The organism is Prescottella sp. GW823-FHT02E09 (genome assembly GCF_058797375.1).
Window position 1 is genome coordinate 349,778 of record NZ_JBXAJP010000003.1, and the last position, 13,736, is coordinate 363,513.

Below are 13,736 nucleotides of genomic sequence, written 5' to 3' on the forward strand. Positions count from 1 at the left end.
CCGGCGTTTCGCAGGGAACGCAGAACCGAAAACGGTCGCCGTGCAGTGCACGGCGACCGTTTCGCATTCGGGGGTCGGACCGGGTCAGTTCAGGCCGGCGTACGAGTGCAGGCCGGACACCACCATGTTGATGATGAAGAGGTTGAACAGCATCGCCACGAAGCCGGCGACGTTGATCCAGGCCGCCTTGGTGTCCCGCCAACCCGACGTGGCGCGGGCGTGCAGGTAGGCCGCGTAGATGACCCAAGCGATGAACGAGACCGTCTCCTTGGGATCCCAGCCCCAGAACCGGCCCCATGCCGCTTCTGCCCAGATCGCACCGAGGATGATGCCCGCGCCGAACAGCGGGAAGGCAACGATGGTCGACTTGTAGGCCAGGCGGTCGAGGGTCTCGGCGGAAGGCAGACGCTGCGCGATCTTGCCGAAGGCTCCGGTCCCCTCCTCGCCCGCGGGGAACTTCATGCGGTAGAGGAACAGCAGGCTCGCGACGCCGGAGACGAGGAAGATGCCGCTGCTCACGCTGATGATCGTCACGTGGATCGGCAGCCAGAACGAGCGCAGGGCCGGCACCACCGGGGCGGCGTCGGCGTACAGCACCGTTGCCGCGAGGAACATCAGGACCAGGACCGGCACCAGTAGGAACACCCACAGGTCCGCGGTCTTGCGCAACGCGACGATGCCCGCGATGACCGCGGTGGCGCACGCCATCGACACGAACTCGTACATGTTGCCGAGCGGGAACCGCTCGGTGGCGAAGCCGCGCAGCACGATCGACGCGACCTGGAGTACTGCGCCGACGACCAGCAGCGCGTAGCCCATGCCGCCGAGCTTCTCCGACCAGGTCTTGCCGGGCTGTTCGACGACGCGCCCGGGCACCTGTTCGTCCGCCGCGACGGGACCGCCGCCCGACGCCACGAGTTCGCGCTCCTGGACCAGTCGGGCCCGCATCGAGGCGTACCGCGCGATGAGCAGCACGGTGGCCAGGACGTAGACCGCAAACGCCGACTCGAACGACCAGTCGCTGTAGCGAGCCAGTGTCTCGTTGATCGTCATGAATTCATCTCCTGCGCGTCGCACGCTCGTGTTGTCCGCGGTGACGTGGCGTCACCCAGCAGCCGGGTGGTGAGCCGATCGAACTCGTCGCCCCATCCGGCCTGGTCGGTCCGGGCGAGTCCGCCGAGCTCTACTACGGTACGTCGTTCACCCTCGGCCAATGTAGCCGACATGGTGTCGGCATCCTTTCCGGGGACCGCTCCGGGGCCGCTCGCGGGGTAGATCCGGACCCAGATCCGGCGCCGTTTGATCACCAACGAGACCAACAGGCCGGACATCATCACGATCGACGACACCAGGACCCACTGCTGCGCCGGATCGTGCGAGACCTGCAGGTTCACGAAGTCGACGGCGCCGTCGAAGCGCACCTGCGTCCCGTCGGCGAGAGTGGCGCTCTCGCCGGGGAACAGGTTCACTCGGTCCTGCTTCACGAGCCGGCCCTGGTTGATCAATTCCTTGTTCAGCGAGAACAGACTCTGCGGGAGACCGGTGTCGAGGCCCGTGTCGCCCTTGTAGATGTCGATCGCGACGGCGGGATCGTCCATCGCCGGGTAACCCGACGACAGCAAGCTGCCGTGGAACACCGCGGTCGGCGCGAACAGGCCCTCGATCGCGATCTGGTTCTTGCGACGTTCCTCGAAGTCCGGGTACAGGCCGCCCGGCGGGTCGAATCGCATCGCACCGCTCGACAGGAATGTCGTCGCGTCGTCGGGCTGCCACTGCAGCGTCTCGGTGCGGGCCTCCCCGTTCGGGAACGTGACGGTGAACGTGGGCGCGTAGCCGTGACCCTGCAGGTAGACGCGGTCACCGCCGATACGCAGCGGATGGTTGACCTTGAGCTGGCCGTCCCGCCACGTGTTCGACGTCAGATCGTCGCCCGCCTGATACGAGATGTTCGACGTGAACATCTCGGCCTGGCCGTTGTCGAGATAGTCGGCGGTGAAGTCCTCGACCCTGATGCACAGCGGTGTCATCCCCGTGCCGTCGCGGGCAACTCCCACGCGGAACGCGTCGAAGGAGGCAGGAGAGGTGGTGCAGAAACTCTCGTCTCCCGCCGCGACCAGGATGCGATTGCCCTCGTAGTAGTACAGCTTGCCGAAGGCGATCGAGACCAGCAGCGCGACGAGCGACAGATGGAACACGAGATTGCCGGCCTCACGGAGGAAGCCCTTCTCCGCGGACAGCGTGATCTCGGCGGGATGCTTGGAGCGCGGACCACCGACCCGCTTGACCACACGCCAGCCGCGCAACTGCTTGCGGACCCGCTCGGCGACCGCCTCGGGATCCTCGTCGACGGTCTCGATGTGGTGGTGCGGCAGTCGCGAGAGGTTGCGCGGCGCCGCGACGGGCTGCGCGCGCAGGGCCTTCGCGTACTCGACACACCGCGGCACGATGCAGCCGACGAGCGAGATGAACAGCAACACGTAGATCGCGGTGAACCAGAAGCTGCCGAACACGTCGAACAGCTCGAGCTTGTCCATGATCGGCCCCAGGGTGGACCGGGACGCGATGTACTCGTTGACCTTGCCCTCGTTGAGGCTGCGCTGTGGCAGCAGGGCTCCCGGGATCGCGGCGAGCGCGAGCAGGAACAGCAGGACCAGCGCCGTTCGCATCGATGTCAGGCCGCGCCACGCGTTGCGGCCCGCCGCGACGACGCGGCCGGGCACCGATTGCCGTGGCGGGTGGGGAGAAGGAGCGTCGGCGGGCGAACCGTCGCCGTTCACTGTGTCTCTAACCGTCATATCGGCAGGATCACCTCCGAGATAAATGCGTCACGGACCCAGCCGACGAACACGTCCCACGCGCCGGTGACCAGTGCGATGCCGACAGCCACCAACATCATTCCGCCGATGATCTGAATGGTCCGGGTGTGCCGGCGCAGCCAGCCCACGCCGCGCAACGCTCGGGCGGAGCCGAGTGCGACGATCACGAACGGCAGCCCCAGCCCCAGGCAGTACGCGACGATCAGGGCGACCCCGCGCGCCGCGGTCGCCCCTTCGGTGCCCGAGGCCACCGAGATGACCCCGGCAAGCGTCGGACCGAGACACGGCGTCCAGCCGAGCGCGAAGACCCCGCCGAGCAGCGGTGCTCCCGCGAGGCCGGAGATGCGGCGCGGAGCCATCCGGGTGTCTCGCTGGAGCGCCGGGATCAGGCCGATGAACACCAGGCCCATCGCGATGGTCACGACACCGCCGACCCGCTGGAGCACCTGGCGATTGAGGGCGAGGGCCTCGATCGCACCGAACACCGACACGGTGGCCAGCACGAACACGACCGTGAACCCGGCGACGAACAGCCCGGCGGCGCCGGCGACCCGCAGGCGCCCGTCCCGCAGCGTCATCGTGCGCGTGCTCGCCTCGGCGGCGGACACCGCGGGCGCGTCGGCCCCGACCACGCCGGCCAGGTACGACAGGTAGCCCGGGACGAGCGGGATGACGCACGGCGACGCGAACGACACGAGACCCGCGAGCAGGCACGCGGCGAGCGCGAGCAACAGCGGTCCGCTCGTAGCCGCCGACTGGAAGCTCTCGCCGACGTTCGCCAGGACGACGATGTCGGCCGTCATCCCTGGTCCTGCGGTTCCTGCGCGACCCGCTCGACCACCGGCTGCAGATCCTCGACCAGCAGTTCCTTCAGGAAGACGGCGGCGACCCGGTGCTGGCGGTCCAGCACGACGGTCGTCGGGACGACGCTGGTCGGGTAGTTCTTGCCGAGAGTGAGCAGGGTGCGCATCTCGGGGTCGTAGATGGACGGGTAGGTCACGCCGTAGTTGACGATGAAATCCTGCGCCTTGTCCTTGGTGTAGTCGCGCACATTGATGCCGAGGAACTGAACGCCCTGGTCCTTGGTGTTCTCGTAGACCTTCTCGAGGTCGTCGGCCTCGCCGCGGCACGGGCCGCACCACTGGCCCCACACGTTGAGCACCACGACCTGTCCCTCGAAGTCGGACAGCGAGGTGGTCTTTCCGTCGACCATCAGGTCCGGTCCCGAGACGTTGCCGGCCTTGCCGCGCTCGGACGGGGTGTCGTAGAACAGCTCGGTCTTGCCGCCCGGCGAGACGAACACGAACGTGCCGCCCTGGGCGACGGCGTCCTCACCGCTAGCGCAGCCGGACAGTGCGGCGGCGACGACCATCGAGCATGCTGCGGCCGCCAGCCGCAGAGACGGGAACTTCATGCGCCGGTCACCCTCGGATCCGACGACCCGGCCGGCTCGGAGTAGACGATGTCGACGAGGGTGTCGCCCTCGTAGACCAGCGACGTCAACGACGCCAGACCGCACTGACGGTGGCGCGGATCGTGCCACAACCGCTCGCCCTGCAGGAAGCGGCGCAGCGTCCACACCGGCAACTGGTGGCTGACGCACACGGCCTCGTGACCGACCGCGGCGACGCGGGCGGTGTTGACGGCCGCGAGCATGCGGTGCGCGATCTGCAGGTACGGCTCACCCCACGACGGCGTGAACGGGTCGCGCAGCTTCCACCAGTGCCGGGGGCGGCGCAGCGCGCCGTCACCGACTGCCACCTTGAGCCCCTCGAAGTCGTTGGCCGCCTCGATGAGGTTGGCGTCGGTCGCGATCTGCAGGCCGTGCTTCTCCGCGATCGGTCCGGCCGTCTCCTGCGCGCGCTGCAGCGGCGACGCGACGACGTGCGTGATGTCGTGATCGGCGAGAGCCGACGCGACGGCACGGGCCTGGGACTCACCGTTCTCCGACAGCCGGAAGTTGGGGAGGCGTCCGTAGAGGATGCCGCTGGGATTGTGCACCTCGCCGTGTCGCAGCACGTGGACGATGGTCCGGGTGTCGGAGTGGTCGGCGGCGATGGAGTCGTCAGCGCCGGTCGGGGCGTCGGTCACGGTGGTGGTCCCTGCGTTCGGTGGTCAGGCGGTACTTCTGGGTTATGGAGTCAGTGTCGAGCGGCGGCGGCAGCCCGGGCCGCGTGCGGCGCGGCGTCGGCGATCTTCGAGAAGGCGTCGTCGTCGAGGGCCGACGAAACGAACCATGCCTCGAACGCGCTCGGCGGGGCGTAGATGCCGCGCGAGAGCAGGGCATGGAAGAAGTCCGGGAAGCGCCACGTCTCGGCGGCCTTGGCCTCCGCGTAGTTGGTGACGGGGTTCTCGGTGAAGAACACGCTGACGAGGGTCCCGGCGTACTGGACGCGGTGTGGGACGCCTTCGGCGGTGAGCGCGTCGCCCAGCAGCGTGCCCAGAGTCTGCGCGTTGCGCTCGAGAGCGGCGTACACGGCGTCGTCGGCGGCCCGCAGGTTCGCCAGGCCCGCCGCGACGGCGACGGGGTTCCCGGACAGCGTGCCCGCCTGGTAGACGGGGCCGGCCGGGGCCAGCTTGGCCATGACGTCGGCGCGGCCGCCGAACGCTGCGGCGGGCAGGCCGCCGCTCATGACCTTGCCGAAGGTGTAGAGGTCGCCGGCGACGCCGTCGCGGCCGAACCAACCGGAGCGGCTGACGCGGAAGCCGGTCATGACCTCGTCCATGATCAACAGCGCGCCGTGCTCGGTGGTGAGGGCGCGCAGGCCCTCGTTGAACCCGGGCAGCGGCGCGACGGCGCCCATGTTGCCGGCGGCGGCCTCGGTGATGATGCACGCGATCTCGCCGGGGTTCGCGGCGAACGCCGCGCGGACGGCCTCGAGGTCGTTGTAGGGCACGACGATGGTGTCCTCGGCCTGCGCGCCGGTCACGCCGGGCGAGGTGGGCAGGCCGAACGTGGCCAGGCCCGAACCGGCGTCGGCGAGCAGTGCGTCGACGTGGCCGTGGTAGCAGCCGGAGAACTTGATGATCTTGGAACGGCCGGTGAACCCGCGGGCCAGACGCACCGCGCTCATGGTGGCCTCGGTGCCGGAGTTGACCAGGCGGACCTGCTCGACGGGCGCGACGCGGGAGACGATCTCCTCCGCGAGTGCGATCTCGCCCTCGGTGGGCGCACCGAACGACAGCCCGCTGGCGGCGGCCTTCTGCACGGCCTCGACCACGGCGGGGTGCGCGTGGCCGAGGATCATCGGCCCCCACGAGCACACCAGGTCGACGAAGTCGTTGCCGTCCACGTCGGTGAGGGTGCAGCCCTTGGCCTCGGCGATGAATCGGGGCGCGCCGCCCACGGAACCGAAGGCGCGGACCGGGGAGTTGACCCCGCCTGGGATGACCTGGCTCGCCCGCTCGAAGAGCTGAGCGGAACGGGTATCGCGAAGGTCGGGTCCAGCGGAGGCAGCAGTCACGGATTCCAGTGTCCCAGTTCTGTCGAATTTGCCAACGACAGGGTGTAGGAGGTGTCCGGAATCACACCACCTCGGCGTGTCGATCCACGCAGGTAAGGCGCATCCGAGTTCCCCGGCAGGACTCCGCGCGCCGCATTACCGTCGGGTCATGGCGACCACGGCGGAGTTTCTACGGACCACCCTCGACGGCCGGTGGGCGGAGGTGCGCGAGAAGGCCCGCATCGACCTCTCCTCCGACGAGTTCCGACCGCACTACACCCCCGACCTGGACCGGGCCCGCGCGAAGACGCTCGAGCAGCTGCGGGTGCTGGCGTCGGGCGGCTTCGTCGACCGTGGGTTCGGTGTGGAGGTCGGTGCCGGTTCCGATCCCGGCGCCGCGGTGACGGCGATCGAGATGCTCGCGATGTCGGATCTGTCGCTGATGGTGAAGGCGGGTGTGCAGTGGGGCCTGTTCGGCGGCGCCATCGAGAACCTCGGCACCGAGCGCCACCACGCGGAGTATCTGCGACCGATGATCGACCTCGAACTCCTCGGCTGCTTCGCGATGACCGAGACCGGCCACGGCAGCGACGTCCAGGAACTCGAGACCACCGCGACGTACGACCCCGCCACCGACGAGTTCGTCGTCCACTCCCCCACGCCGTCGGCGCGCAAGGACTACATCGGCGGCGCCGCCGAGCACGCCCGGACGGCCGCGGTGTTCGCGCAGTTGATCGTGGGCGAAGAATCGCACGGCGTGCACTGTCTGCTGGTGCCGATCCGGGACGCCGACGGCAACGACCTGCCCGGGGTGACGACGTCGGATTGCGGCTACAAGGGCGGGCTGCCCGGCGTCGACAACGGCCGCATCGTGTTCGACAACGTGCGGGTGCCGCGGGCGAACCTGCTGAACCGCTACGGCTCGGTCGACGCCGACGGCGTGTACTCGTCGCCGATCGAGAACAAGAACCGCCGCTTCTTCACGATGCTCGGCACCCTGGTGCGCGGACGCGTCACGGTCGGCGGGTCCGCGGCCGCGGCCGCCCGCGTCGCGCTGACGATCGCGACCCGATACGCACTGCAGCGCAAGCAGTTCAGCGCACCCAGCGGAGACGAGAACACCCCGGATCCCGAGGTGCTGATCATGGACTACCTGGTGCACCAGCAGCGCCTGCTGCCGCACATCGCCCGCGCGTACGCGCTCGGCTTCGCACAGAACGAACTCGTCACCGCGATGCACGACATCCAGACCTCCGACGAGATCGATCCCGACGGCCAGCGCGAACTCGAGTCCCGCGCCGCCGGGCTCAAGGCCGCCAACACGTGGCACGCGACCCGCGCGATCCAGGAGTGCCGCGAGGCGTGCGGCGGCGCCGGCTATCTCGCCGAGAACCGGCTCACGGCCCTGAAGGCCGACACCGACGTGTTCACCACCTTCGAGGGCGACAACACCGTGCTGACGCAGCTGGTCGCGAAGGAACTGCTCACCAAGTACGCCGACGAGGTCCGCGGTATGAGTCCCGTGGAGTGGATGGCCTTCGCCGCCAACGCCTTCGGTGACGCGGTCCGTACTCGTACCGCAGCTCAGCAGATCATCCAGACCATCCTCGACACCCGGCAGGACAACGAGGAGGACGGCAGCCTCTTCAACCGCGGCACCCAGCTGACGATGTTCGAGGACCGCGAGGAGTACCTGCTCTCGACCGCCGCCCGCCGCCTGCAGGGAGCCCGCAAGCGCGAGGACGACCCGTTCGACGCCTTCAACTTCGTGCAGGACCACGTGCTGCACGCCGCCCGCGCCCACATCGACCGGGTGGTGCTCGAGGCGTTCATCGCGGGCATCGACGAATGCGAGGACGAGGCGGCGCGCGACCTGCTGAACGAGTTGTGCGACCTGTACGCACTCACCGTGATCGACGAGGACAAGGCGTGGTTCATGGAGCACCGCCATCTGTCGGTCGAACGGGCCAAGGCCGTGCGGCGCGGCATCAACGAGCGCTGCCGCACGTTGCGCCCCCACGCCGCCTCCCTCGTCGACGGTCTGGGCGTGCCCGACGCTCTGGCGGGTGCCGCGATGCTCGACGACGGACGTCAGTAGCTCCCCTGCCACGAGCCCACCACCGCGGTCGCGTCGAGCTCTCCGGAGTGGACGATCCGTGCGAGCAGTCCTGCGCGCGTGAATATGTCGGCCGTGTCGGGTGCCTGGCGAGCACTGGTCTCGATCAGCAGATGACCGCCGGGGCGCAGCCATCGCGGCGCCTCGGCGGCCACCGCCCGCTGGAAGTCGAACCCGTCGGCGCCGCCGTCGAGCGCCGTGCGCGGTTCGTGGTCGCGCGCCTCCAACGGCATCAGCGCGATGGCGCCGCTGGGCACGTACGGGACGTTCGCGACCACGACGGCGACCCGTCCCCGCATGCTGTCGGGCAGGGCGTCGAACAGGTCACCCTCGTGCACGTGCCCGCCGATCGGCTCGATGTTGCTTCGCGCGCACCGCACCGCGGTGGCGTCGACATCGGCGGCGTGGAGTTCCACACCGGGGACTTCACCGACGAGGGCGACGCCCAGGGCTCCGGACCCGCAGCACAGATCGACCACGACGTCGTCCGGTCGCACGAGGGCGACGGCCTGCCGGACGAGAAGCTCGCTGCGGCGTCGCGGTACGAACACGCCGGGCCCGACTTCTATTCGCACACCGCAGAACTCGGCCCAGCCGAGGACGTGTTCGAGGGGAAGGCCCGCGACGCGGCGCGCGACCATCGCCGACAGCGTGTCGGGGTTGGATGCCGCGGCCGTCAACAGGTGTGCCTCGTCCTCCGCGAAGACGCAACCAGCGGCGCGCAGAGTGGTGACAATTGCCGGAAGCGTGAAGGGCGAGCCGGAATTCTCGGGAGTTCGCACGAAGAGCCTTTCGGGATACCGAGGGGCTCTCACGGCCGGCCGCGCGGACTAGTCCGCGCGACCCCGAGTCGGGAGCACCCTGCCTGCACGAGCGGTAATGGGTCCCACCCCCTTCGGTCTGTATTGCCGATCGGTCACGAACACCGAGACACTACCGCGGATCGGCGCGGCAGTCCTTAGGATTGCCCGATGCCGAAGTGGTTCGAGCTGTCCCCGTGTGACCAGTCGTTTCTGGAGAAGGCACCGTTCGTGCGGCGCTTCTCGGTCGTGCTGTCGGCCTCCGCCGAATCGGCGTGGGCCGAACTGACCCGCGACAACACGCTCTCCTGGTGCACGTTCATCGCGGGGTCCCGCTATCTCACCCCACGCCCCTTCGGAGCGGGTGCCCGGCGCGAACTGTCGATGCGTCCGTCCGCGGTGAAGGCCGCCGAGGAGTACTTCCGCTGGGAGGAAGTCCCGGGCCTCCGGTACCGGAACACCTTCTACGTCAGCGGGTTCACCGTGCCGGGCCTCCGTCGTTTCGCGGAGGACACCCTCGTCGAGCAGAATGCGACGGGGTCGCGACTGACCTGGACGTTCGCGATCGAGCCGGGCCCCGCGCTGAGGGTACCGCTGCGACTCGGCGCGTCGGCGGTCACCGCCGGGCTGCGCCGCACCGTGGCCGAGACCGCGGAGCATCTCGGGCGCGCGCCGGTCAGCCGGACGACCTGAGCGCGAACACCGGGTGGTCGACGGGCTCGGGCAGTTTGTCCCAGTAGCCCTGCACCGTCCGGCCCGCCTTCGCCCGGTAGGCCGCGATGATGGGTTCCCGGTCGCCGACGGGGATCTCGGCGGCGGTGTAGTGCGCGGTGTGACCGCGGCGGCTCACGTCCACCTCCGGGTCGGCACGGAGGTTGCGCACCCATTCCGATTCGCCGCGGGTCGAAACCAGGTAGCGCACCCCCTCGACATCGACGGGGACGACGGGCACCGATCGGGGTTCGTGACTGCTGCGACCGGTGACGGTGATCTTCTCGGTGCCGCTGACGCCGGTCGCGAGGGCGATACGGTTGAACACCTCGCGGACCAGCAGCGGTGGTTTCAGGTATGCCATGACCGCAGTATGAGCGCATCCCGCCGGGATGTCACCAGCGAGTTGCCACGGATCGAGTGCTGTGCGGGCCCGACCTGCCCCGGTAGCTTGGGACGAACCGGACAATTCGAGGGGAACGATGACGGCATGGGTCGAGGTTCTGGTGACGATGGCGGACGGGCCGAGCCTGCCGATCCGAGGGGTGATCGGAAAGACGCCGGAGGAGCCCGAGCGGGTCAACTTTGCGACGGTCGGCGACCGCGAACCCATGCTCGTCGGAGTCGGCGGCGGCGGCGACATACGCATATGGCGCGACCACGACAAGGCCAGAGTCGAGACACTCGACGGCCGGCCGCTGTTCATCGCCGACGGCGAGACGGCGTGGCAGTTCGGGTCGCCCGGCGAGCCGCCGCTGCGCAACGTCGCCCGGCGGGTCCGCTACCTCGGCACGGGCAACGACCTGCTGTTCACCCGGCCCGCACACGATTGGCTGAGCGACGACTACACCCGGCCGGCCGGTCCCGTCGAGGAGATCACGTTCCTCGGACGCGACTGCTGGGCAGTGGATCTGGCACCCGGCGCCCACAAGTCCGGGGTTCTGCGCATCGTCGTCGACCAGGAGAGCGGTGCGGTGCTCGAACAGCGAAACGACACCGCCGGTGTGCGCGTCGCGTACACCGAGATCACAGTCGGGGAAACCGCCGACCCTGAACTGTTCACCTGGGTCGGCCCGTCTCGTGACTTCGACGAGGACCGGCGGGAACGGGTAGACCAACACCGCACCGAACAGCGACGGAAGCTCGAGTGGTTCCGAGACATCGTCGCCGACCGGCTTCCAGCGGTTCAGGTGCCTCTCCCCCTCCGTGTCGAAGACGTCCACAACCTCGACGAGGCGACCGGATCCTTCCTTGCCACGATCAACGCGGGTTTCACCTCGGGCATGCTCGCCCGACGACGCCGTTCGACCGAGCCGTGGAACCTCCGATGGCACAACACCGCCCACCGGTGGTCGACCGAGGACTTCGACTGGGCCGCCACGTTGCACGGCGTCGACCTCGACGCCGACGCCCTCGCAGCACTGCAGGCCGCGCTGCATCCCGGCGAAGCAGCGATCACCGACTGACCAGCCCGGCCGATCGAGGACCGACCAGAACGTGTCTGACAATCGATATACTCGTCATCGGCGCTGGGAGCGTGGCGCTACACACGACATTCCTGATCACGTCGTCGACGAGGGTCGAGTTCACTCGCGAAGAAGATCGAGCCAGCCTCGAGAATCTCATTGGCTTCCTTCAGATCTCGAACCTCACGTTCGAGTTCCTCGATCCGCTTCTACTCCTCGCTGGTGACGCCAGGGGCCTGGTTCTTCTCGAGCGAGTGTGGCGCTGGCATGCAGTCGAGTGAACGACGGCCCCGGAAGACGTCCAGAGCGAACTTGCTGGGTGGTATCCGCTTGCGCTGCCCGATGATTCGATCGCGTGTGCGGCGAGTCCAGCGAGCGCCGATCCGTTGATCGAGCCCGGGACCAAAGGCCTTGCGAGGGAGGGATGAAACTGGTCCCGGATGACTCCGAACCAGTCCATGCCGCTTTCCTGAGGTACGGCGAGCAGAGGTCAACTCCGGCAGTCCGACGATCCGACACCTAGAACGTGTTCCAATTTGGAAGGTTTGTGGTTATCGTTCCAGCGGCCGATAGTAAACAACGGGGAGGGTGTTTCAATGAAGACCAAGGGCGCGTTGCTGTGGGGCGTGAACGAGAAGTGGTCGGTCGAGGAGATCGAGCTCGGTGATCCGGTCGCCGGCGAGGTGCAGATCCGCATGGAAGCCGCTGGTATGTGCCACTCCGACCTCCACATCGTCACCGGTGCGACGCCGATGGCGTCCTACCCGGCGATGGGTGGCCACGAGGGTGCCGGTGTGGTCATCAAGGTCGGTGAGGGCGTCACGGGTCTCGAGGTGGGCGATCACGTCGTCCTCTCGTTCATCCCGGCGTGTGGGCGGTGCCCGTCGTGTTCGTCGGGGAACTCGAACGTCTGCGATCTCGGCATGGGTTTGCTCAGTGGTCAGGCCATCGCCGACGGTACTTACCGCATCCAGGCGAACGGGGAGAACGTGATCCCGATGTGCCTGCTCGGCACGTTCTCGCCGTACATGACGGTGCACGAGTCACAGGCCGTGAAGATCGAGAAGGACATCCCGTTCGAGCTCGCGGCCCTCGTGGGCTGCGGTGTCCCGACCGGTTGGGGTTCGGCGACGAACATCGCCGAGGTCAAGCCGGGTGACTCGGTCGCCATCATCGGCGTCGGCGGTGTCGGCATGAGTGCGCTGCAGGGCGCCGTGGCGTCGGGTGCGCGGCACGTGTTCGCGATCGACCCGTCGCCCTTCAAGCGAGAACAGGCGCTCAAGTTCGGTGCCACGCACGCCTTCCCGTCGATGGAAGAGGCGATCGTGCCGATCATGGAGATCACGTGGGGCCGGATGTGCCAGAAGACGATCATCACGGTCGGTGAGATGAAGGGTGAGTACGTCGACCCGGCCCTCACGCTCACGGCCAAGAACGGTCGTTGCGTCGTCACCGCCATGGGCCACATGTCCGACATGGACGTCAAGCTCAACTCGTTCACGTTTGCGATGCTGCAGAAGAGCCTGCTGGGCAACATCTACGGTGGCTGCAACGCCCGCGTGGACATCCCGAACCTGCTGAACCTGCACCGGGCCGGTCTGCTCAACCTCGAAGACATGGTCACCAACACCTACTCGCTCGAGCAGGTCAACGACGGCTACCAGGACATGCTCGACAACAAGAACATTCGCGGAGTGATCCGCTACACCGAAGCGGACTGGTAAATCGATCGGGAGGGCCACGCAGCTTGATCGGGCGCAGAATCTCGATCGGATCGGGCAATGGCCTGCGGACAACGCCTCGGCCACCGTCGTAGACGACGGTGGCCGAGGCGTTGCGCATCTCGGGGACCCGCAGCGGCTCCCCCCGGGCGTCGGTGACGAAGCTGCCGTGCACGTACGCCGCCCTCGCCGCGGTCGAGGAACGCGCGACTGAACTCGACCACCCGAATCTCCGCCCAAACGTCGCCGGCCGGAGGGCGTATCCGCACGCTCATCCCAACCTGTACTGGACCTCGTAGCCACGTCCGACGGCACACTCCGAGCAACTTGCGACTGCGTCGGCCCGGCGCGGACCGATGGCCGGCCCGTCGCGCGCATGACCGAAGATGGACTCGAGATACCCACTGCTGCAACAAAACTAACGATCAGTACATGCACGTCCTGTGTTGACGGAAGTCGAACCAACCCTTAGCCTTGCCGGCAAGGGGGATGAAACATGTTCTATTTCTGTGCCGAGAGTGGGCATCACCGGCGGGATGCTTCAGCCTCGCTGATGACAACCGGAATCTCATGAGAACGATCATGGAGGTTCCAGCTGGAGATGCAGCTCGGGCACCGTTCCACTTCTCCCGGTTCCGACAAGGCCACGTACGGCTGGACAAG

12 protein-coding genes are annotated in these 13,736 nt (G+C 68.0%); 4 read left to right on the forward strand and 8 right to left on the reverse strand.

Translation table 11 applies throughout. The features are described 5' to 3' along the window. Positions 1-84: 84 nt before the first annotated feature. From ccsB to hemL, 6 genes are read right to left on the reverse strand one after another with little or no spacing between them, the layout of a single operon-like run. Positions 85-1,053 (reverse strand): c-type cytochrome biogenesis protein CcsB, encoded by a 969-nt coding sequence (gene ccsB / locus AC1RIF_RS09340; RefSeq protein ID WP_492601073.1) that lies wholly within the window; start codon positions 1,051-1,053, stop codon positions 85-87. Continuing rightward, complete coding sequence (gene resB / locus AC1RIF_RS09345) at positions 1,050-2,795, reverse strand: cytochrome c biogenesis protein ResB (protein ID WP_492601074.1); 1,746 nt, start codon at positions 2,793-2,795, stop codon at positions 1,050-1,052. Before resB ends, ccsB begins: the two co-directional genes overlap by 4 nt. Next, positions 2,792-3,619, reverse strand: a complete 828-nt coding sequence (locus AC1RIF_RS09350) for a cytochrome c biogenesis CcdA family protein (RefSeq protein WP_492601075.1) — start codon at positions 3,617-3,619, stop codon at positions 2,792-2,794. The genes resB and AC1RIF_RS09350 overlap by 4 nt, the downstream gene beginning before the upstream one ends. Beyond that, on the reverse strand, positions 3,616-4,230 hold the full coding sequence (locus AC1RIF_RS09355) for a TlpA disulfide reductase family protein (protein ID WP_492601076.1): 615 nt from the start codon (positions 4,228-4,230) through the stop codon (positions 3,616-3,618). Before AC1RIF_RS09355 ends, AC1RIF_RS09350 begins: the two co-directional genes overlap by 4 nt. Further along, complete coding sequence (locus tag AC1RIF_RS09360; protein ID WP_492601077.1) at positions 4,227-4,907, reverse strand: histidine phosphatase family protein; 681 nt, start codon at positions 4,905-4,907, stop codon at positions 4,227-4,229. The genes AC1RIF_RS09355 and AC1RIF_RS09360 overlap by 4 nt, the downstream gene beginning before the upstream one ends. A gap of 50 nt (positions 4,908-4,957) precedes the next feature. Continuing rightward, a complete protein-coding gene (hemL, locus tag AC1RIF_RS09365) occupies positions 4,958-6,280 on the reverse strand; it encodes a glutamate-1-semialdehyde 2,1-aminomutase (protein WP_492601078.1) in 1,323 nt (440 codons plus the stop codon). A gap of 148 nt (positions 6,281-6,428) precedes the next feature. Here hemL and AC1RIF_RS09370 point away from each other — a divergent pair, with 148 nt between their 5' ends. After that, on the forward strand, positions 6,429-8,357 hold the full coding sequence (locus tag AC1RIF_RS09370; RefSeq protein WP_492601079.1) for an acyl-CoA dehydrogenase family protein: 1,929 nt from the start codon (positions 6,429-6,431) through the stop codon (positions 8,355-8,357). On the opposite strand, the gene AC1RIF_RS09375 is transcribed toward AC1RIF_RS09370, so the two are convergent. Beyond that, positions 8,351-9,157, reverse strand: a complete 807-nt coding sequence (locus AC1RIF_RS09375) for a putative protein N(5)-glutamine methyltransferase (protein ID WP_492601080.1) — start codon at positions 9,155-9,157, stop codon at positions 8,351-8,353. The genes AC1RIF_RS09370 and AC1RIF_RS09375 overlap by 7 nt on opposite strands. A 189-nt stretch (positions 9,158-9,346) precedes the next feature. Between AC1RIF_RS09375 and AC1RIF_RS09380 the strand changes: the two genes are divergently transcribed. After that, positions 9,347-9,868 carry an SRPBCC family protein gene (locus tag AC1RIF_RS09380; protein WP_492601081.1) on the forward strand — a complete coding sequence of 174 codons (522 nt, stop codon included), beginning with the start codon at positions 9,347-9,349 and terminating at the stop codon, positions 9,866-9,868. Here the strand turns inward: AC1RIF_RS09380 and AC1RIF_RS09385 are convergent. Continuing rightward, positions 9,852-10,250: a nitroreductase family deazaflavin-dependent oxidoreductase gene (locus AC1RIF_RS09385; RefSeq protein WP_492601082.1), complete on the reverse strand. Its 399-nt coding sequence runs from the start codon at positions 10,248-10,250 to the stop codon at positions 9,852-9,854. The genes AC1RIF_RS09380 and AC1RIF_RS09385 overlap by 17 nt on opposite strands. Positions 10,251-10,368: 118 nt before the next feature. Between AC1RIF_RS09385 and AC1RIF_RS09390 the strand changes: the two genes are divergently transcribed. Together AC1RIF_RS09390 and AC1RIF_RS09395 are read left to right on the forward strand one after the other, a co-directional pair. Beyond that, on the forward strand, positions 10,369-11,352 hold the full coding sequence (locus tag AC1RIF_RS09390) for a LolA family protein (RefSeq protein WP_492601083.1): 984 nt from the start codon (positions 10,369-10,371) through the stop codon (positions 11,350-11,352). A gap of 596 nt (positions 11,353-11,948) precedes the next feature. Continuing rightward, the gene (locus AC1RIF_RS09395) at positions 11,949-13,076 is read left to right on the forward strand and encodes an NDMA-dependent alcohol dehydrogenase (RefSeq protein ID WP_492601084.1); all 1,128 of its coding nucleotides are present in this window, start codon (positions 11,949-11,951) and stop codon (positions 13,074-13,076) included. Positions 13,077-13,736: the final 660 nt, after the last annotated feature.